The sequence below is a fragment of the Dyadobacter sp. HNCC25DJ184 genome, from assembly GCF_056895215.1.
This window is the reverse complement of sequence record NZ_JBXHAQ010000017.1, coordinates 119,977-139,772: the sequence shown is the minus strand read 5'-3', so window position 1 is coordinate 139,772 and position 19,796 is coordinate 119,977. Positions and strand designations below refer to the sequence as shown.

Sequence of the window (19,796 nt, the reverse complement as noted above, 5' to 3'; positions counted from 1 at the left end):
AAGTGGGAAAGGTTATGAAAAGCTTAAATCAAATGAGTAGTCGAATTCGCGGTCTGCGAATATTTGATCGAGATCGATCGTCGGAAGGTAGGTCATGGGATGCCAGTCGACCAGGTTAAGCGTGATCTGGTGGAAATTGGTTGCGACTACCTGCCGGCTCCAACTGACACGCGCCCCGTTCTGTGGACTGCCAGCCAGGTAACAGTTACCCAATGTGTCACGGCACAGGATCACAAAGCGTCGTTTGGAATTCTGATGACGCCAGCTTGCGATCAGCTCGTCGCTCGCTTTCATGGGAAAGGTGAGCGACATCGAGTAAGCGGTGCCATCGAAGGAATCGGCGGAGCTCTCCGAAAAGCTCGCCGTTTTTGGACGGATCATAAATTGACTGATCGTTGCGCCAACTTTGATGCCGATCGAGGTCGCGGGCAAATTGAGCGTATCCGGCAGCACGGAGTCCACATAAACCACATCTTCAGTGCGGATCAGATAAAGGTGCGTGAGGTAGCCGGCGTTGAAGCTTGTCTGACCGGATTCGCCAATTTGTTGAAGAGTGCCTAACATGCCCGAAATGTACGGGCAAACAGCACTTTTGAAAAGGACGAAAAAACGCGGTTTTTACAGCAAAAAAAGAAGCGAAAACAGCCTATATGTTCTTTATGGGCTGTTTTCACTTCGAAAATAGGTGGACTTCTTACGCATTTACGTTACAACTTGCGCATTTTCGTTACTTCTTACGCATTTGCGTTACTTCTTACGCGTAACTTTTTTCAAGTTTTTGCATTTTTTTCAAGGTCTTCGAGATATAGTCCCTGTAAATCTTGCGCATCGTCTGAAAATCGACGTCAATATCGCGCAGGATCCCGCGTCTTTCCAAAAAGCGGGTAACGAACGGACCATAGTCTCCACCTGACAGTTCATGCGCTCCGCGTACCTCATTGATCAGCGACCGGCGGAAGAGCTCGTCGAGATAAGTGGCCAGTTGCGAAAGCTTTGTCACATCTACCTCCATACTTTGCACATGGGTGTAGTAACGAATAGTCAGGTGCCCTCCCGTATTGGATTTAGGACGTTCGGTTTTCTGGATGTAAGGGATAGGCCTCGAAATAAGATGGATCAGCTTTCCGAGTTCGGAATTTTTGTCAACGTGTATCTCGTCGTGACCTTTTCTCTGATATCCATTGTATTCAAATAACAGGAACTTTTTAACATGTACTGGAAGTGCGACAGTAATTTTTTTGACCATTGAAAAAGTGGATTGATTACCTTTAAAAATAACGAAAAAAGACAAATTTTCCTAAATAACTAAAAACATTATTTTAGGCACTCATACTACTGATTGCCCCGATGAGCTGATCAATTTTGCCTTGCGAATTCGTGGTATAAACGGCATCCTTTACGCTATTGACGGCACCTTCCACTCCGTTGATCGACGGCTTGAGATCCGACAAAAGAGCCACTACTTTGCCAAGTGTTTCGCCGTTGGCCACGGTTTCGTCCAATATATCCAGTATCGCCTGCAATTGATCTTGCCCCATTTTTTGGGCGGCCTCATGGGCAGCTGATGCGCTTGCAGTATCGCCGGAAACTCCGCTTGAATCAACCCCGCCATAAGCACTGGCGTCAAATGAAGGCATGTCGCCCATGGCTGCATCTGCTTCCGCCTGGGCTTTGGCCGCTTCCGCTTCCGCATCTTTGGCGGCCTGTTCGGCTTTGCGCTTCTTGGATCCAAATAGATACATTCCTCTTTCGAAGTAAGGACTTTCGAATTTACCCCCATCACGGAATGCCATCGGTGTCGCAGGGTGTGGCATCACGGCGGTATGGGTTTTACCTGGCGTCCGGGCGTTTTTAAACATCTGTTGTATCAGCGGCCAGTTGGCCGACGTTTGCCCTGCTGAGATGATGGCTTCTTCTCCTTCCATTTCACCAACGTCACGGCCGGTTGCCCGGTCAATGAGTGCGATCCCTCCTGTGCCATATTCGGCTCCATGCTTGCCGCCCTTCACCACCTGTCCCAAGGTTCCCCCATGGGCAAAGCTAGGATCCGGCTGGTTCTTGATCTTGGCGATCTGAACGCCGGTTACAACGGCAGCCGTTGCGGCCAGGATAATGTTGAGCGGAAAGAAATTGGCCAATGCCTTCAAAACGGCAAGCGCCCCGGTGATCAGCGCTGTTGCGATATCGGCTTTCTTCTGGGCGGCAAAAGCCTTTTTCTTTTCAGTAATTTCGGTCGCGCGGGCTTTTCGGTTTTCTGCTGCGATGGTTTCTTCCAGATCCGCTTTAAAATCCGCCTTTTGCTCGGCTTCATCGCTGGCCATCTGGATCTGTTTCTCGGAAGCCTGGGCGGCGTCGGTTAATAGCGCCTGGGAGCTTTCCATTGAAAAGTCCTGTAGCTCGCCGAGTATCTGGGTTTTTTCGGCAGCCTCTTGCTCTGCTAGCCGGATCTTTTCTTCGCTCTCGCGCTGAGCCATGGCGATCTTTGCCTCGATGGCCTGTTTCTCGTCTTCCGTTTTGGCTAGATTAGCCAGCCGCTGCAGCTCCTGGATCTTGGCTTCTTCCGCAGCTTTCATCTGCTGGAGCTGGTCGGAATAATACTTTTTAAGTGCGTCCCGTTTTTGTTCTTCGGTGCTGGTTTCGTCGGTGAGTATGCGCTGAAGCTCTGCCAGCCGGTTGCTCTCGGCCTCTTTCAATGCGGTCACATAGTTAGAGCTGCTGGTGATCAAAGATTCTGTTACCGTCAGCTCGTTTTGCAGAATAGCGACTTTCTCGTCACGCTCCCGATTAGCTTCGGCGATCGCTTTTTCTGCTTTGGCCTGGGCGAGATTGTTTAGAAATGCGACTGCCTGCTGAGCCATAGCACCGGCCTGGTCATAGCTTGCCTGATCGGCGGCCAGCTTTTTCTGCCAGGCTTCCTGATGGCCTTTTACAGTTGTCCCCGCCGCGTCCATGAATCGGGTCACATCGCCGGCCAGAAGCGCTGAGAACATGTCCGAATAACCTTTAACCGCCGCCGCTTTTTTCTCATGCAGATCCCGGTCAATCTGGATCTTTTGATCAGTTGCAGCTTTTTCTGCCAGTATGCTTTCATTATGGTACTTCTGCTCAATCGCATTGAGCGCTGTGGCCAGCTGCTCAGCGTCGTGCGTCATTTCCACGGCCTTTTGCTGCTCAGCGACCAGCTCCGCCTGAATCTTATCCTGGGCGAAGCGCAGCTCGGCGTCCACGCGTTCTTTTTGAATGCTGGCCAATTTTCCGGCGCTGTTTCTTGCCTGCCGTTCACGCCAGTCAAAAATTGTCATAGTAGCTTGACGCTCCTGGTCTCGAACAAAGTTTTCGGCCTGCTGACGTTTTTTTGCAGCTTCCTGATCTTCTTTGATGCGTTTGTCACGGTACTCCTGCCGCACCTTTTCAAGGGATGCTTCCGCGTTTCTTTCGATAGCCTCGATTAGCTGAGCCTTCACGGTTGCATCCGCTCCGGACGTCTGAATATCAGCCAGTCGTTTACGCCGGGTTTCAGCGATCTTTGCTTCCTGGGCTTCAAGCTCGGACTTTGAAGTTTTGACGGTGTGCTCAGACTCCATTTGGGCGAGCAGTTCGAGCGCTTTTTTATTATCGGCAACCCTGAGGGCAATGATCTGCTCGTCGGCGTTTCGATTAACGGCTGCTATCGCTGTCAGCTTTGTTTTTTCGTCAGCTACTGAGTCGTTGATTTGCTTGAGGCGCTTGCGGCGGATCTCTTCGATTTTAAACTCCTCGCTTTTAATAGCTTCCCCAGCCGTTTTCTGGTTATGCTCAGCGTCCAGCTGGGCAATGAGTTCGTTGATCTTATTCTCTGCTTTTTCACGCTCTTTCGCCCGTTTTTCATTCGCTTTCTGCTGCTGTTTCGACACTTCATCCTGACGCCCTTTTTCCGTATTTCCGGCCGCCAAAACCGCTTCTATTTGGTCTTTTTTTGGTTGGGTGACAAAAGCATCAGTCCACCCTTTTTTGATTTTGTCGAAGCTGGCCGCCGCGTGGGTGCCGATATTTGTAAAGTTGGTTTTGGCATTTTCAAAGCTTTTAGCTGCGCCGGCGATATCACCTGAGAGTACCTGGACGACCGCTTTTCCACCCTGCACAACGCCGGCCATAGCTTCATAGATATCTCCCATTACTCCGATGGCCAGTTGCATCGGCGTCAAAAGAATCCGGAAGGCAAAACCGACGCTCTGCATGACGACAGTTAGCGCATTTCCGCCGGCGTTGAACTTGGGAAAGATGTTTGAGAATATGTTGAAAAACGCACCTGCGACATCACCTGCCACCGAGAATAGATCTTCAAAAACGGCCAGGATAGGGTCACTTTCTTTGATGATTCGGACAAACCATTCAATGCCGTTGGATAACTGATCCAGAAAGAATTTGAAAATTGGTGAGAGGCGGTCTCCGATGGCCACTTTCAACGAGTCCATCACATCACCGAAATTGCTCGCCTTTCCGCCCAATGTTTCCATCATCTGAGCATTTTGGCCAGCGACGCCGGTCATGGAGCCCATCGCGATCATCGCCTGGTAGATGGCTTCTTCGTTGTTTTTAACTACCTGCGTCTGGCCTTTAAAGGAAAGCGAGACATTATTACCCTCTTTACGGGCTTTTACACCAAATTCTTTGAGACGCTCAAATTCACCGGTCTGCGCATCAAGTACCGCTTCCACGAGCTGATCGAAGCTTTTGCCCTGGGATGCGGCCAAATCCGCCATGGCCATCATCTCTTTCTGGCTCGGGCGAAGCCCACGATTGACCATTTTTACATAGCCGTCGGTGAGCTCATCGACACCGAAGCTTGTTTCCTTGGCCATTTTCTTGATGGCTTCCATTGCCTGCTTGGCCTGTGTCTGTCCTCCGAGCGCTGTGGTGAGCACCTTTTCGTACTTTTCAAAGCTGGCTGTGGTGGTAAAGATCTCTTTGCCGATTCCAATAATCCACTGGATCACCTGAAGCGCCATGATGGCCTGAAAGGCAGTTCCAATTCCCTTGACGCCGCTTGAAATCTTGCTCCAAAGTCCGCTGTTGCCCAGGTTTTGACCTTCAGTTTTAATAGCCGTAGCCTGTTTTTTAGCTTTGTCAAGTTCGCGCTCTACTTCACCGAGCCGCTTGGCGTTTTTAACGTAGTCCTGGGAGCTGCGGTCGGCGTTTTTCATTTCCTTGGCCAGGTCTTTAGCATGCTGCTCCAGCTGGCGCATGGTCATTGTCGAAACATCGAGCGTTTTGAGCTCTTTGGCCAGTTTCCCGGCCTGATCCTGGGTGGCCTTAAGCTCGTTTTTGTATTTCTGCCAGTTCTCGGATCCTTTGCCGCCATCCTTTTCGATTGCGGAAATCGTTTTTCGTAGCTCGGAGGCGCGTTTATTGGCCTGGTCAAGGTCGTTTTGAAGCTGCGTCGACCGGCCGCGCAGCTCGATGTCAATTACGTCTGAGGTCATTATTTAGTAGTGGGAAGGTTAGCGTATTTTCTTGCGATTTTGGTAGCCTGTGCATTCCAGGCCGCCTGTATCCGGCTTGCATTGATCTCTCCGGAGGGTACGTCCACGTGCGCCTCATAGCCGAAAGCATTGTAGAAGCTTTCTTTGGCGGCCATTGCGATCGCAGCCCGCATATCATCATAGAGCTGTGGCAGGAGCGTATATTTGAGATTGTCGTTGTAAATACCCCGATAGCCACGTTTTAGGGACGGGAAGGCTTTGAGATGGTACTGGATTCCGGCGGCGATCCGGTAGACCTTGTCGGTTTCGCTGGCGGAAGCAGTTCCTTTCGAATAGCCGGGAACCCAGGCGAATTTGCTCAAACCTGTGCGCTCCACCCAATCGGCGATTGGACGTATGGCCGGGATCGTTGAATATTCCAAAGCTTTCATATCCTTGATGCGTAGCAGCTCGCTGTAGTAGACGTGAGCGGAAATGAAATCGCTTCCGGACTTGACGGCATCTGCCCGGATCGAGTTTAGAAGCGCTCCGGATGAGATCAGTCCTTCTCGCTCAACTGCGTTTTGGAAGGCTTTTTCGGTTTTTCGGATAAACTGTTGAAGGAGGGCATTAACGACCGGGTGCTGGATTACTTTGTCAGCCATGAGAACTTAGCATTGAAGGTTTTATGCTAAGTTCATGACCGTTTAATAAGTGATAAAGGACTGGAATGACGAAATAGCTATTTTTAGGTTTAACCAAACTTTACAACTATGGCAAAATTTATCAAGGTTCGTATTTCATCCTTGTCTTCGAGTCCTACAACTATCAATGTTGATCATATCGTTGGATATTATGATAAGGGTACTGGTTCAAATATTGTACTTTCTACTCCGATAATGGTTTCTAATGGACATGCTGTTTATGTCTATTTTACTACTGAGAGTGTTAGCCAAATTGCTGCATTGATAGCAGGGTAACTATATTCCACCAATCAATAGTGCTGTTGCCACCCCTTTAATCGGAACACCAACGCTCAGCTGTGCGATCAGATAATCCACACCTGAAATGTGGTATTTTTTTGAAAAGTCCAGCTGAGCGATATCTGCTTCTGTTATAATAAAGTCCTTTTTAAGATAAAACTGGCGTTTTTTGAGCGCTATGGTTTCTTTCCACGCGCCTGTGGCCATCCCGGCCGGAAATAATGAAACGTCACCAGCTTCAGGCATGGCTTTTGGACAATCATCATACACGCCCCTCCAAAACAACAACCGGGGAGCCCAGGTTTTAGCATCCTGGGCAAACTGGCTCGTCTGACCTTCCTGTTTGCAAACTGGCAGACTGGTTTCCGTATCGACCAGTAGCGTAGAGAACTTAAAGTCAATCTTCGCGATTCCGTTGACTGCACTTTCCGTTTCTGGAGAAAGGTAATCGGCTAGCTCGCCCGGTTTGTCCTTTGCCAAAGCGTCGGAAGGATCCACTACCAGGCTCAACTGAACGCGCGTGTTGGTTTCAGGTGTTTTGATCTCACCTAAAACGGCTTTTGCAGACCAGTTCCGCTCCGTAGCAGCAGAAATGCATGAATCCCAAAAATCTATCTTCAAAGATTTTTCTACGGTATTGAAGGTTAGTTTTAGATTGCCGGTTTTTCGAAGCTCGAGAATAAATTCTGCAATACTCATTGCAGGCAAATGGTTTTTAACGGTAATCGAATCCGTTTCTAGCTCACGCATGTTGACCAGGATCAACTGGCTGTATTCAGGATGATCAAAAAAGCTGCCGGTGATGGTCACACCGGTGAGCGCTGCAATTTTTTTCAGGATCCAGCAGACAAAAAACTGTGGCACGACCGGGCTCTCCAGATACTCACCGTCAAAAAAGTCGTTGACTTTTCCGGAGTAAGATACAGCTGCCGCGTTTACCCCAAAAAAGCTCTCATTGATTATTGTGGGAAAACAGCAGACCGGATCCGGATCCGTGATCACCGGTTTAAGTACTTCCGGCAGCTCAATGGTTCCAAAATCGATCTGCTGCAGCGAGATATTTTGAAGATCACCAAAGAACAATCCAAGCCGGTCGGTGAAGGCTCCTTTATAACCGCCTTCCAGTGAAGCTTCGGTTAAAATGAAATATCCTTCCCGGATCAGCTCGCCATTGTGAAAGTGCTCATAAAGCATCTGGGGTAAAAACGACCCTGCCTGTGGCTCTTCGAAATAATCAAAAATCGCCCGGTTGGTCAGAACGGCTGGAAAGACGGGGATCGTAGCCTGGCTGCTGGGAATGGAATCATAGAGCAGGTGGGGATTGACAAGCTGATAACTGACGCTCTGATCAGCGGGTGTTAGCACTTCAAAACCATTGATCCGGATCATCTTACTTCAAAAATTAAAGGCTCATCAGAGCTATTGGCAGTTACATTTTCAAAAACAAAATAGCCGTTACCGGTGACGTTCACCGAGCGGTTCTTTGAAACCAATTTGATGCTGCAGGACTTTAATGGCAAACTGGCATATGCAACCTGAATGATCAAATTGTAAATGCCTGGCAGATATGTTTCATCCGACAGACGGACAATAAATGGATCCTGTCCGGTTGTATTGGCAATGATCTCCCCGCCAGATCTGCGAAGGCTCACAACGGGTCCATACAGATCTTCGCCGATCACTTTCGTATCCAATGACATAGGGATATGGTGCTTGATGGCGAAATGTACCGGCTCGTTGTTAATGGTGCAGCTGCCGTTTGCATCGGCATAGGCCTGGGTATTGATGGTATTAAAACGGGCTTCGGCCAGCAAGTCGGCATCGCCCGGATTTTCACCGCCATAGCTTCCGGCCGCAATTACGATCGTGGCCGCTCCACCTATTTCGCTCGAAGGACAGGTAGTCCTGTTGAAGCTGCCGGCGCGTGAGATTTCAGCGCTGGGGTAGGGCGTACTGCCCGGCGGGATACTGTTATCCAGGATTGCGGCCACATAGTCCGGATCTCCCTGTGAATTGGCTTTTGCGGTGTAGGGTTTTACGAGTGTTTCGTTGTCGAGATACACCTTTTCCAGCCTTTCAAACACCAGGTAGCCAGTGCGTTTCCCGTAGCCGTCAAGTACCTGCCGGAGTGAGGATCCGCGCCACGTCGTTACCCTGGGCTCGACTGGATCGGCCGCCGGCAGATTGGAGTAATTCTCAACAGTGTCCAGGATCCGGAAAGAGAAAGTACGGGCGATCAGATCCTGGTTATCTGCCTGGTCGATCATCGCGCCAGTGATCAGCTGCAGTGGCCGGTGGCCTTTGTCGGTAAGCAGATAAATCTCTTCGGATAAAAGCAGCTCATCAAGATATTTTAGATAGGCAGCGGCATCGCGTTTAAAAAAACCGGTACTGACCTGCAGCTCGTATTCTCCCTCGATCGAAATGATTTTGAGCTCAGAAAAATCAACGCCGGCGGCTGCTGGCCGTTCGATCTCGGCGGTTGTCTGGGAGACCTTCAGTGTCTGTTGTGACTGTCCGGTGAGCCGAAGCGTATCCCATCCGCCCAGCGAATTAACAAACAAAATCTGCTTGTCATAGACCTGCTCTGAGCGGTCGACGATGAAACTCCGGATTTCACTTACCCGGCGGTTGTCTTCGTTGGAAAGCCAAATATCATATCGGGAGATAGCGCCCGATATATCCAGCGCTTTCATACCCACCGGGCAGCATACCACCGAGTAGAGTGGCGGATTGCTTAATGGGAAAGCGGTCACCGCTTCGGAGCTGACACCGTCCAAATTATAGGTCTGAAAACGTAGCTGCAGTGTTGCCGGCTTAGGCGTGAAGTTCAAAAGAAAATGCAGGTATTCCTCCTGATCTGTGCTGACAAGTTTGTAATTGGGCTGCCAAGTGAGAAACTGTCGGGCTCCTAATTGCCAATTTTTAAAAAATGAATCGCCGTAGGAGTAAAAATCCTCGTTAGCAAGCCCGGCTTTAATGGCGTAAGACTTTCCAAGCTCTCGGGTGATATCAACCGCCGGCTCACCACCAGTGATACGCTCCTGCAGGCTAAAAGCCATTGTCTGGGTGAGCACCACACTCATTCCGGCCTGAAGCCGGCGCGGTTTGGTGTAGCTGAGCAGCCCGTCAATCTTGCCGTTACGGCCGGAATTGTAACGGAATTCAGCTCCGGAATAAATCTGAACGCCCGACTGATCATCGACCGGACTTTCGCGACCTTCGCTTGTGTGGAGCAGCTCGAGGTTTTCGCTGAAAGGGAACCGGGGAACCGAAAGGGTTAGAAAATATTTGAGCCCTGCCCGACTGGTGAGCGATGGGTCAGCGGCCTCAATAGTATGGGTAAGTTTGTTGCGGCTAAATTTTAGCGGCAGAAAGGACTGGTCGGTGGCGATGGGGTCGATCATGCTGAAAATTTCATTTTCACGAAATTCTCCCCATCCATCGCCACCTGAAAGGACTGATTTAACTGTAAATTTGGTTTGCTGCGAGTCCTAAACGGAATTTAACCTCGTATCCATAGACAGCATCTGCTGACAGGTGCAATACCGGATCCAGCTGAACGGTGTCAAACTCAAAGAAGTTCTTGTACTCACGGGCGTCACGCTGTAGGCGGATAAGGATCTGGTTTGCGATCGTTTCGGCTTGTTGATATGCAGCATCCTGATCCTGCTGGCCGTCCTGGTCAGGTTTGCACCAAACGTAAAAAATGGTGTTGTAATTGGCCATCAAAATATGATTGTCCACAAGGCGGGTCGAATATTTGGGAAGCATGACGAAAATACCGGGATAGACGTCTTCGGAGACTGATGTAGATATCATCAGATCCATGCCGCTGCCGTCCGATTTTTGGATATAAACGACGCCGTTTTGAGTGCGCTGCTGCTCGAGGATCGGCTGCAGGTACTGCCAAAAAAGATCAGTAGGGGTCATTGGAGTTGAAGGTAAATGTGATCCGAAAGCCAGATCACTGCTTTTACAAAAAAATAGCCGCCGCAAACCAAGCCGACTACGGCCAGTACTGCGAGTAAATTGACAAAACCTTTGATAGCGTCCATATTGATTATTGGTTTGATTTGTTACGTTCTATTTCCGCCTGCACGTCCTTTCGGTGTTCTTCCAGAAAGTAAAACACATCATGGACGCATGTGGCCTTTGTGGCTGCCATACTGCCGAATACCTGTTTGCTGGAAAGGAAGTGCTGGTTTTTTAGCAGGCTTTGGCCTGGAAATTCTTCTGGTACCGGAGGGTTTGAACTGTCGTTGTTGAACAGGTCGTAATAAGAAAAGAAATCCTTGACGCTGCCCAAAAAATACACAAGCACGAGCACCTTTTCCCCTTCAAAACGGCCTGATAGTTTTTTGGCGCGAAGCGTTGCAATGTGCTCATTGTAGTCTTCCCGCTGATCACCGTTCCAGCCTGGATTCTTTTTGTAGTTACCCTTGCGGCGTGGTCTGCACAGGGTTGCGGTCAAAAGGTCGAGCCGGTCAGTGCCGCTTACCAGCTGTTTGATAAATGCCTGCGCATGAATATATGCATCGGTCATTTCGCCAAAGCTCATGGACTTCATCCCGGATTCAAACAGATACCATTTTTCGCCGTCGACTTCCAGATACTCCATCGGAGCGAGGGTCAGATCCGATTTCCACATCCAGGACAATTGGCTCAAAAGTGCCTGTAGATTTTGGGCGCTTAGCTCAATCTGCTGCTCGGTACGGCTGGATCCAAAGAACCGGCTCATAAACGTCCGCCATTCTTTGGCCGTAAATCCAAGCGTGATCCGGAGCAGTTCGTGATAGGTTGAAGGGTTTTCGGGCTGCGCATACAGCAGGCGAAGTAAAATTGGAAGCGCTACGGGATCAACCTCTGTCCAGCTTTCAGGAATACTGTAATCTTTGCCGTTTATTGATATGATTTGCATTGAAAATAGGTTTAATGAAAGCTGGCTTTAACAGCAAAATATGAGGTAGCAGCGCTGGCCGTCCAGACGAGTACTTTTGTCCACTTTAATTTGGTCGTTAAAGTGGATATGGCTTGGTCTTTTCTGATTCCCAGATTGATAGCATCGTTTCGTTGCGCGGTCGTAATGGCCAGCTTTAGCGACATATCGCCCAGAGCGCGGTCGGCCAGCCGCCACTTTTGAAAGTAGGCTTTCGCATCTACATCTGCTTTCAGCGCTTTTTGTGCTCCCAGCTCACTAAGGATATAATACCCTTTCGGAACGAGTCTGCGAATGCTGTCGGTACTGATGGTATCACCAGTTAACTCATTCAGATTGTGAGTTGAAAATGCTATCGAGTACGCCTTGAAGCTCTGCGTCGTAATAATGATCAATGTGATCATGAGAAATTTGACGATTGGCCTCAATGGTATCGATCCGGGACTGGATAGTGGAATCGTATTTGGGAACATAGACGGGCTCTGATAAAAGTTCGATTTTCTTGTTGACATTGTTTTCGACCTGCTCGACAGCCTCGGGGACGGTTTTCCATACAAGCAGACAAATCAGGATGGCGATGAGAGCTGCTCCGGCGGCCGGTATCCAAAGGGAGCTGTATCCATTGCCCTGTTGTGAAGGGTCAATTTCTTTCTTGTTCATTGATTTGTGAGAGTAATGCGCCTGCATGGCGGGATTTGGATTTTAATTTAGCGTCGTACTCGGCGATCAGCTCGTCAAGTGAGCGTTCAGCGGCCTGCAGCTGCCGGCGTGCCTTTTTAGGATCGGCGCTCAAATACTGATAATTACACCGGTCGATCACACGGGTGATGTAGACGGTATCGGCTGGAAGATCCAACACATCTGAGAGTGGATCCACGCGCCGCCGGTGGCAAGCTGTGAAGCTCAGTACCGGCAGCAGCACCAGTAAAAGCAGCATAATGATGCTGGAAAATTCAGTAGATATTCTCATATCAAATCGGCGATTGCGTAAAACATTTTGATACGGCGCTTGACGTAAAACACTCCCTGACCTTCGCGGTTAACATTGTTAGCCGCGTTTTTCTGGCTGGTATTGGCGGCCACACAGTACAGGTATCCTTCTTCCAGATCGATCCTGTCCAGGATCTCGATGTGACTGATCGCTGAGCCGTAGAAGATGTAGCCGACCACGCTGCCTTTCGGCGGGATTTTCATCATTCGGCGGTTACCCCTGATACTTTGCTGTGTCATCACGATCCGGCTTTTTTCTTTAAACCAGTCGCGCGCCCTGGCGGGGTTGGACACACCGGTCACTTTAACGCCAGCCTGTTTAAAGACATAGTTGACAAAAGAGGCGCAGTAGGGCTGGCCAGGCTTGTAATTGGCCAGCCATTCTGAAACCGAACGGTGATAAACCACAATCCGCGGGTGATCATTATGTCCGGTTATTTCAGTAACGCCAACCTCTTTTTTTGCGATCGCGATCACGCGCTCGCGGATAGCGCTTTTGGTTGTGTCTGCTCCTAGTCCAGTTTGCCCGAAACTGTCAAGACAAAAGCCAACAGTAAGGCAAAAAATAAAGCCACAGAGATAACGGTACGCTGCCATTGAGAGAGGGTTTTAAAGTCTGTAAAAAAGTCCAGCTGCTGCCGGTTGAAAGGATTGAAATATTTGCCGATGCCGGGAAAGAAAACCGTCAACGCGACGATCGCAGATCCGATCGAAAAAATAAAAACCGCAAATGCGAAAAGCACTTTTTGAAAGCTCACATCATTGTAAATGGCGGCTGTAGGGTACTTGTCCAGGATCCATTCTCCGGAGTAGCTAACGATCCCGAAACAGCCCAGGATCAATGCCAGGATCTTGGCAACTGTCGGCCATGGGCTAGAAGCGGCTTTTTGTGGCCCTGTGTCAAGATTGGCAATTTGACGGATGCCCAGTTGTGATTCCAGTTTGGCGATATCGTCAGCCAGTTTCCTTTTCTGGCCGTTCAGCTCACGAACTTCAGCAAATGACAATTTAGGCGACAGATCCAGGGCTTCATTGAGATCCTGCAATTCTCTGCGGGTTTGATCCAGTAGCTGCTTAGCTATCAGCGTCATGGAATCCTGCTGCTGTTTTTCTTCCTGCTGCTTTTGAGAGCGGATCGCCTGGGCTTCTTCTTTTAGCTTTTGTGCCTGAAATTCGAGCTCGTCCGGGCTGTCACGTCTTGCAACGTTGGTAAACGCGGTTTTTGGGGGTGCGGGGGTGTTTTTGTCTGGTAACATGTTAGAGTATGATATGGGCTTTATTGGTGAAATCCTCCTGTGTATTGTCGATGTTCAGGTTGGCGTAGTAGTAGTCGGGGAACTGCTCGGGGCTGGAATTTTTATCCATAAAAGCCCTGAGTTTTCCCATATAGAGCTGTGAATCCTGAAAGAGCTGCTGCATCTGGGCGTTGCGATATTTGGAATCCGCCGTCGTTTCGTTGCCAACTCCGTCCCATTTTCTGACTTCCCTTAGACCGCTGTTATCGATCTTAATAGGCAGGTAGGGGTAGGCTTCATGAAGGGTCAGGTAGGCCAGAGGCTCCCGGATCTTTTCGATCAGCATTTCTTCGATCGGAGTCAGCTGGATGTTTTTATCCTTCCATCGGGCTTTTAGATTATCGAAAACGCCCTGGGTGATGGCTTCGGCGATATAGAGCTCTTCGCCACGTCGAATGAATTTTTCAAGCTGTGAGAAAAAACGGCGGTTTCTCCCTACCAGGGCGATGTAGTCGGTCAGCTCATCTGCAGATCTTAAAAAGTATTGGTTGCGGCGCTGATAAGCTTTTGAGCTGGTCCAGGCTTCTGGTTTTGTGTCTTCGAGCGACTCCCAGAAAAATTCCCATAGCATATCGACCATAGCCAAGTTCGCGTCGCGGCTATCGGCGTATTCCCATTTGGAAACGGCCACTGTGTTTGCCGGGCTGTTTTTAATGATACCCAAATCACCGGCTTTCATTTTCAGGTGGGGAAGTGCCAGATCATAGGCTGCCCAGGCGATGCAGCCCTGAGTGATCTCCAGAAGCTCTTCAAGCTTAACCCTGTCGAGCTCGTTTTCGGTGAAATCAGCTTCATTTAAAAAATCGTACAGCTCTACGCCGACAATATTTCGGAATTCGCGCTCAGCGACTTTCACAAAGGGCAAGACAGTCTTAAAGTTTAGCTGACTTTGCACTCCGCCCAATTGAGCTTTCAATTTGTCAAGATCTAAAATCATGATTGGGAGTTATTTACGACGGCTTCTGCGCCCGTCGGGTTTTTGTCAAGGGTGGTAATTTGAACCTCTTTGAAGCCGGCAAAAACATCGCGGTAATTCATCATCCTTAGCGCGTTGTTGATATCGCCGAGAACCGCCAATCGTGGAATTGGGGTACGGAAGTGCTGCTGGTAATCTGCCATTACTCGGATCTGGGAGCCTGAGTCATTTCCGGAACCCGGATTCACACCGGCAAGGGTAGGGAGTAGTCCCACCGAGTTAGCGATCGACTGATTAGCATTTTTCCAGACCTTGTCATAAGCATCATCAGACATCTCATTTTTCAGCGGCTGCACGTCGACGTTATCCATCATTTTACCGTCGGATCCACGCAGGTATTTAATGATCATCGTTTTGTTGACGTTCTTCTGACCGGCCAGCCATCCGGAAAGATTGTCGGAAAATTTGCTCCAGCGTGCTTTTGACTCCTTTCCGTCGACTGTACGTAAACCGTCTTTATCAAAGTGATCCGAAGGCATACGGATCAGATATTTGATGTTGTAGCCGTTCAGGATCCCGTTTTTGTGAAAGGCGATAATCAAATTGGCAAGCTCAATGGCTTCTTCTGAACACCACCAGGAAGGGAAAGAGTAAAACGGTTGACCAGGTATGCGTGTGCGGGAATGGTTTACCGTAACCGTGTTTTTAACATTGGCCTCGCGACTCTGACGGTTATACGCCGGCATTTTAACGGTTTCGGCAAGTCCCAGATAGTTCAGATAACCGAAGTAGGGGTTTACATGGAATTGATCCGCTGTTTTGCTGATCCGGGTTTTAAAGCTGTCTAGCACCTCGAGGGTAAACCAGTCCTGCAAAGGATCGTATTTCCATTTTGTGAAAATATTAGCGTTATCGACGTATTGGTTGATGGCGGAAACCGCGTAGTTCTGCAGATCAGTAGCCCACGCCCAGTCTTCCAGACGGCTGTCGGTATACGGCACGATCTGGGATTTGCCATCCACTTCTTTATTTTGGAAGAAACCGACTCCGGAGGCGTAGATCATATCACGGAGGGATCCCAGAAGGGACTGTACGATCGTATTTTTTTCGATCAGCTTTCGCATGACATTGGGCTGATTGTCACCGGCTCCCCAGCGCACATGCTCGAAAAAATCGGAATGGTTGAATGACGGGCTGCTAAAAGAAACGTCACGTGCTCCGGTGAGCTGAAGGAGAGCACCGTTGGCACCACCCTCATTGAGCATAAAAAGGTTATTGGAAATTTGGGTTACCATTGTGTTCTCCGTTGGTATGGTCAATGACCAGCCCGTCCATTTCAACGAGCAGGTCGACTTTAATTCTGAAATGTTGTTTGGATGGATCCGGCTCCTCTTTGTTGATCAAAAGCAGTTCGTGGTTCTCGTTGAGATTACCGCGAAATCTGCCGGAGCCCGGAAGCAGGCGAAAACTTTTACAAACGCGCTTTTTATAGCCAATACTGCCATCCATCTTCCGATACTTGATCGAATGGATCGAAGGCGCTCCGCCGGAGTCATCCGAACGAATGGAGGCTAGGGCTATTTTGCGTTTGATGATTTGTCTTGCCATGTTTCGTAATTGTTGGTTACGAAATTGGTAGACTCATTAAGAAGGGGAAAGGACAGGAATCAAATAGTAGAGATTATAGCAAAACCGGCTTAGTGCCGGTTTTGCTAACAAGTTTCTTCCCAATCAAGAAGTAATTTTAAAAACTCACTATACTGTTCTGATACAACATCATACTTGATATCAGCAGCAGCGATCTCATGATCTAATTGAGTTACTTGACTTTCGATGTTCAATTCTTCTACAGCGGGTGAAATAAAATAAAAGCGGATCGACCCGGAGAAGTCTAGCTGAAGAACAAATGATGCTCCTTTTTGAACATACTTGCCTTCAATTTTGGAAAATGAGAATTCATAGTCTGGTAACTTTAATTCGAGCCGATCCGAATTGTCAGATTCCTCAATAATGCACTGACTATCATGGTAATCATTATTAATACTTTCAAGGATCGTTTTAATTAGATCTTTCTTTTTTTTCCATTCATTCCATAGAATTTCTCGATCTCTTCGTATTGATTTCAGTGCCTCGAGCCTTGCGTCTATTAGACGTGATTTGAGCATTTCGGGAAAATCTGGAACGTTCACTTCCATTGATTCGATGTCTACTGGGATATTTTTTGAATCCATAACCGACGATTTTAGGTTAAAATTTTGAAAAAACACATTGATGATTAGGCGCGCAATTGTGATAGCATTCCTAACCGGTAAGGGTTTAAATAAACTAAAAGAAAAGGAGAAATAAAAGCGGAATACTATTTGTTAGTAAACCTAACAAATGGTATCTTCATATCATCAAAAAACAGAAAAACATGGATTTATTTAACCTGAGAATGAGCCAAACTCCCCCGACTACTCAAAGAAATGTCTTAGCAGATGTGGGAAGAACAGAGGCTCAAAATTTGGCAGACAATCGAAAAACTGTACGAGGTAATTGAGGAAATCGATATGGAATAAAAAAAGAAATGATCAGAAAGAGGGCGAAAGCCTCCAAAACAACTATATATGGAAACGAGGGAAGATGTTGCGAAAGAAATTGAACGCGTTTTATCTGAGGCAAGAGCGGCAATAAAGGAAGCGCAGTCCTACCTGATCAGTCAGGGTGAAGTTGTGGATTTATCCGACTGGGTGACTATTAAGGAGTATTGTAATCGTTTTGATATTAAGAACATTGAGACCGTGTTGAACTGGATCAAAAGAGGAATTGTGCCAGCAGAGAATGTGAGAACAATTGAAGAATTTAATAATATACGCCTTATAAAGGCAGTACCCTATCATGTGAGACCTGTGAAAGCAGGTTAATCTGGTTGGTTGATAAATCAGACACCCTGCCGATTGCTGGTGGAGTGTTTCTGTTGATTTACTTAATTAAAAATTTTCAATATGCCAATCAGTTCAACATCACTTTTTCATTACACCAAAGGTGGCCTACCAGCGGTCTTAGGGATTATCGAGTCTGGGTTTAGAGTTAATCATAATAGGGAAATAAGCCTTGATACTATTGGTCGACTTCCGCTATTTGATAGAAACGAAATTGGTTTTTTGTACGGATCCGAAATGGGTGGAAGTCCATTTGTTCGACACCAATACATCCCTATGGTTTGTTTTTGTGATATTAAATTTTCTGCTATTTCGGATCATTTGAAACGTTATGGTGCCGAGCAAGAATATGGACCCAACCTTGCCTATGCGATTGGTCTCACGAAACAATGGGGTAAGAAAAATGGACTTAATCCGGTTCAGTATATTGTCCCAGGGAGTCATTTAGCTAATTCATTGAGCTCTGGTTTCACAGGAGCGCCACAAAAAATCCAAACCGTTGGCGAGGCGCGGTATGAGATTTATTCGCCACCTAAACCTATGGGAGATGGCTACATAAAAGAAGATAATAAAGGCAACCGCTTTCCGGTCTCGTATCTTTATTCAAAGGTAATAGAAGTCGTCAGATTGCCTGGAGGCGGTTCTTCGAAATCTATTGGAACGAGTTATCAAGACGAAAAGGAATGGCGATTCATTCCAAATGACGCTGCAATTATAGATGAATATGATTGGGATCGCCCATCTATTAATCGAGGCTTATATCAGTCCGTCAGTTCCAATGCCAAGAGAGCAGTGGAGGAAGCATCTTCTAAGAATCTGCTTTTTGATCATAGTGATATTTCTCACATCATTGTTGCCTACAACGAGGACGTTGTTAAGGTATACGAGAAGTTAATAGAGAAGTTCCCAAATTTGACGAAAAAAGATCAAACCCTGCTTTTGTCCAAAGTCAATTCGTTTGAAAATTTGTCTAGGGATTGGTAATAAAAGGCAATTAACTGAATTCTGAACCGATATCTGCTGTATTGTGGGTCTTACGTAGCCACCATTCGTCTTCAAGCTCCCTCGTTTGGTTTCTGATATTATCGACAAGGTCTTTGAGGTCGGCGCAATAATCTGTTTCGCCAAACTTCATTTCCAATTCCGATTGTATCATCCACAATGACTTTCCAATGAAGTTAATTTTCTTTCTTAACATTTTGAGCCTCTCCTCTGAAATGGGAGTGTTGCGGCCTTCAATGTAAAAACCATTCTTAAAGTCAGTTGCTTCTAGCAAATATTCGCCTTCGGCAACCTTTTTAAAACCTAGCGATAGAGCTACCTTTTCTGATCCTATAAAATTCGTATGTCCGATCTCGTGTAAAGAAATACTTATACTTTGACTAGTTCTGTTCTCAAACAGGTGAGGTAAGACCGTGTCCTTCATAGCCCTGGTTAAATGTCCCTGGCTGCGATGTTTATACTTCACAAACCAGTGTAAATCATATCCCATATCTAGCACAATTGCCACATAATAGCCGATTTCATTTTTAATCAGGTAACAATTTTCTGGTCCATCAGGGCGTGCAATTTCGTCAGTTGGCGAAGGTTTCTTATCCCAAACTTTAGCAAAATCAACGTTTTCTGACAATGGTCTTATGAAGACAAGTTCCGATCGTGTTCGCCTATTTAGCTTGTCGAGAATGGACTGTAGCTTTTTTGTTGTCATTTGTTAGCAAAATGATTAGTGGTTTTCTTCCAGTTTTACCCATCCTATTGCGATCAGTATCTGCATGATTAAACTCACCAAAAACACAACCCGAACCGCTCTATAGAGCAAATCCGGGAAGTTTTGTTTGTCAATAATGATCATTGCGCCGAAGAGTGCAATATTAAGAAGTGCCCAAAGAACTGATATCGTGATCGGTTTTTTCATCTCGTGAGTTTGTTGTCTCACAAATGTAGGGATTATCTGCTTTTTCTTTTTCCTGCCACTGGCAATATGCGTCCCAGGATCCGTGAAGTTTGATTTGGTCGGCAATGTGTGAAATGATAGATCCCATTGGCTCAATATTTTTCCCAAAAACAGAACATGGAGTACTTTCCCATTACTGAGGACTTGAAAGCAAATCCTTGTTGGATCAGTTGAGTAGCATCGGGTTGTATGTTGTCTTCAGAGAATACACTGTACTTTTTGACGACTACCTGTTTTGGAACCGATGGTTTGATAATCATCAATCCCTGATTTTGGGCAAATGCGGCTATTGTAATTGAAAGTCCCACTCCGAGGCAGAAGGCTTTAATTTGTGACTTCATAACTTAAGTTTTTAAG

Annotated in this window: 23 protein-coding genes; 3 read left to right on the top strand and 20 right to left on the bottom strand. The window is 47.4% G+C overall.

What is annotated here, in order from left to right:
• Positions 1–12: 12 nt before the first annotated feature.
• The 4 genes from AC1XUD_RS22475 to AC1XUD_RS22460 all read right to left on the bottom strand — a co-directional run bounded on the left by AC1XUD_RS22475 (position 13) and on the right by AC1XUD_RS22460 (position 6,106).
• Entirely contained in the window at positions 13–564 is a 552-nt protein-coding gene (locus AC1XUD_RS22475) for a hypothetical protein (RefSeq protein ID WP_483363276.1), read from the bottom strand.
• A 190-nt stretch (positions 565–754) separates the two neighbouring features.
• Complete coding sequence (locus AC1XUD_RS22470) at positions 755–1,246, bottom strand: hypothetical protein (protein ID WP_483363275.1); 492 nt, start codon at positions 1,244–1,246, stop codon at positions 755–757.
• Between the two features lie 73 nt (positions 1,247–1,319).
• Complete coding sequence (locus tag AC1XUD_RS22465; protein WP_483363274.1) at positions 1,320–5,462, bottom strand: hypothetical protein; 4,143 nt, start codon at positions 5,460–5,462, stop codon at positions 1,320–1,322.
• Positions 5,462–6,106 carry a hypothetical protein gene (locus tag AC1XUD_RS22460; protein ID WP_483363273.1) on the bottom strand — a complete coding sequence of 215 codons (645 nt, stop codon included), beginning with the start codon at positions 6,104–6,106 and terminating at the stop codon, positions 5,462–5,464. Before AC1XUD_RS22460 ends, AC1XUD_RS22465 begins: the two co-directional genes overlap by 1 nt.
• A 108-nt stretch (positions 6,107–6,214) precedes the next feature.
• Between AC1XUD_RS22460 and AC1XUD_RS22455 the strand changes: the two genes are divergently transcribed.
• Positions 6,215–6,421 (top strand): hypothetical protein, encoded by a 207-nt coding sequence (locus tag AC1XUD_RS22455; protein ID WP_483363272.1) that lies wholly within the window; start codon positions 6,215–6,217, stop codon positions 6,419–6,421.
• On the opposite strand, the gene AC1XUD_RS22450 is transcribed toward AC1XUD_RS22455, so the two are convergent.
• The 13 genes from AC1XUD_RS22450 to AC1XUD_RS22390 all read right to left on the bottom strand — a co-directional run bounded on the left by AC1XUD_RS22450 (position 6,422) and on the right by AC1XUD_RS22390 (position 16,795).
• On the bottom strand, positions 6,422–7,813 hold the full coding sequence (locus tag AC1XUD_RS22450) for a hypothetical protein (protein WP_483363271.1): 1,392 nt from the start codon (positions 7,811–7,813) through the stop codon (positions 6,422–6,424).
• Positions 7,810–9,831 (bottom strand): DUF5977 domain-containing protein, encoded by a 2,022-nt coding sequence (locus tag AC1XUD_RS22445; protein WP_483363270.1) that lies wholly within the window; start codon positions 9,829–9,831, stop codon positions 7,810–7,812. The genes AC1XUD_RS22450 and AC1XUD_RS22445 overlap by 4 nt, the downstream gene beginning before the upstream one ends.
• Positions 9,832–9,889: 58 nt before the next feature.
• Positions 9,890–10,357: a hypothetical protein gene (locus tag AC1XUD_RS22440; RefSeq protein ID WP_483363269.1), complete on the bottom strand. Its 468-nt coding sequence runs from the start codon at positions 10,355–10,357 to the stop codon at positions 9,890–9,892.
• Between the two features lie 130 nt (positions 10,358–10,487).
• Entirely contained in the window at positions 10,488–11,345 is an 858-nt protein-coding gene (locus AC1XUD_RS22435; RefSeq protein WP_483363268.1) for a hypothetical protein, read from the bottom strand.
• An 11-nt stretch (positions 11,346–11,356) separates the two neighbouring features.
• Positions 11,357–11,767, bottom strand: a complete 411-nt coding sequence (locus tag AC1XUD_RS22430; RefSeq protein ID WP_483363267.1) for a hypothetical protein — start codon at positions 11,765–11,767, stop codon at positions 11,357–11,359.
• Positions 11,691–12,050: a hypothetical protein gene (locus AC1XUD_RS22425; protein WP_483363266.1), complete on the bottom strand. Its 360-nt coding sequence runs from the start codon at positions 12,048–12,050 to the stop codon at positions 11,691–11,693. The genes AC1XUD_RS22430 and AC1XUD_RS22425 overlap by 77 nt, the downstream gene beginning before the upstream one ends.
• Positions 12,004–12,333 (bottom strand): hypothetical protein, encoded by a 330-nt coding sequence (locus tag AC1XUD_RS22420; RefSeq protein WP_483363265.1) that lies wholly within the window; start codon positions 12,331–12,333, stop codon positions 12,004–12,006. Before AC1XUD_RS22420 ends, AC1XUD_RS22425 begins: the two co-directional genes overlap by 47 nt.
• Entirely contained in the window at positions 12,330–12,950 is a 621-nt protein-coding gene (locus AC1XUD_RS22415) for a C40 family peptidase (protein WP_483363264.1), read from the bottom strand. Before AC1XUD_RS22415 ends, AC1XUD_RS22420 begins: the two co-directional genes overlap by 4 nt.
• Positions 12,866–13,609, bottom strand: coding sequence for a hypothetical protein (locus AC1XUD_RS22410; RefSeq protein WP_483363263.1), 744 nt, complete (start codon positions 13,607–13,609; stop codon positions 12,866–12,868). The genes AC1XUD_RS22415 and AC1XUD_RS22410 overlap by 85 nt, the downstream gene beginning before the upstream one ends.
• A 1-nt stretch (position 13,610) precedes the next feature.
• Positions 13,611–14,585: a DUF6712 family protein gene (locus tag AC1XUD_RS22405; protein ID WP_483363262.1), complete on the bottom strand. Its 975-nt coding sequence runs from the start codon at positions 14,583–14,585 to the stop codon at positions 13,611–13,613.
• Complete coding sequence (locus tag AC1XUD_RS22400) at positions 14,582–15,859, bottom strand: hypothetical protein (protein WP_483363261.1); 1,278 nt, start codon at positions 15,857–15,859, stop codon at positions 14,582–14,584. The genes AC1XUD_RS22405 and AC1XUD_RS22400 overlap by 4 nt, the downstream gene beginning before the upstream one ends.
• Entirely contained in the window at positions 15,837–16,172 is a 336-nt protein-coding gene (locus AC1XUD_RS22395) for a hypothetical protein (protein WP_483363260.1), read from the bottom strand. Before AC1XUD_RS22395 ends, AC1XUD_RS22400 begins: the two co-directional genes overlap by 23 nt.
• A 104-nt stretch (positions 16,173–16,276) precedes the next feature.
• Positions 16,277–16,795 (bottom strand): hypothetical protein, encoded by a 519-nt coding sequence (locus AC1XUD_RS22390; RefSeq protein WP_483363259.1) that lies wholly within the window; start codon positions 16,793–16,795, stop codon positions 16,277–16,279.
• A gap of 375 nt (positions 16,796–17,170) precedes the next feature.
• Between AC1XUD_RS22390 and AC1XUD_RS22385 the strand changes: the two genes are divergently transcribed.
• Positions 17,171–17,467, top strand: a complete 297-nt coding sequence (locus AC1XUD_RS22385; RefSeq protein ID WP_483363258.1) for a hypothetical protein — start codon at positions 17,171–17,173, stop codon at positions 17,465–17,467.
• An 81-nt stretch (positions 17,468–17,548) separates the two neighbouring features.
• Complete coding sequence (locus AC1XUD_RS22380; protein WP_483363257.1) at positions 17,549–18,469, top strand: abortive infection system antitoxin AbiGi family protein; 921 nt, start codon at positions 17,549–17,551, stop codon at positions 18,467–18,469.
• Positions 18,470–18,479: 10 nt separating this feature from the next.
• Here AC1XUD_RS22380 and AC1XUD_RS22375 read toward each other — a convergent pair whose 3' ends face one another.
• The 3 genes from AC1XUD_RS22375 to AC1XUD_RS22365 all read right to left on the bottom strand — a co-directional run bounded on the left by AC1XUD_RS22375 (position 18,480) and on the right by AC1XUD_RS22365 (position 19,780).
• A complete protein-coding gene (locus AC1XUD_RS22375; RefSeq protein WP_483363256.1) occupies positions 18,480–19,193 on the bottom strand; it encodes a hypothetical protein in 714 nt (237 codons plus the stop codon).
• Between the two features lie 15 nt (positions 19,194–19,208).
• A complete protein-coding gene (locus tag AC1XUD_RS22370; RefSeq protein WP_483363255.1) occupies positions 19,209–19,400 on the bottom strand; it encodes a hypothetical protein in 192 nt (63 codons plus the stop codon).
• A 131-nt stretch (positions 19,401–19,531) separates the two neighbouring features.
• Positions 19,532–19,780 (bottom strand): hypothetical protein, encoded by a 249-nt coding sequence (locus AC1XUD_RS22365; RefSeq protein ID WP_483363254.1) that lies wholly within the window; start codon positions 19,778–19,780, stop codon positions 19,532–19,534.
• Between the last annotated feature and the right edge of the window lie 16 nt (positions 19,781–19,796).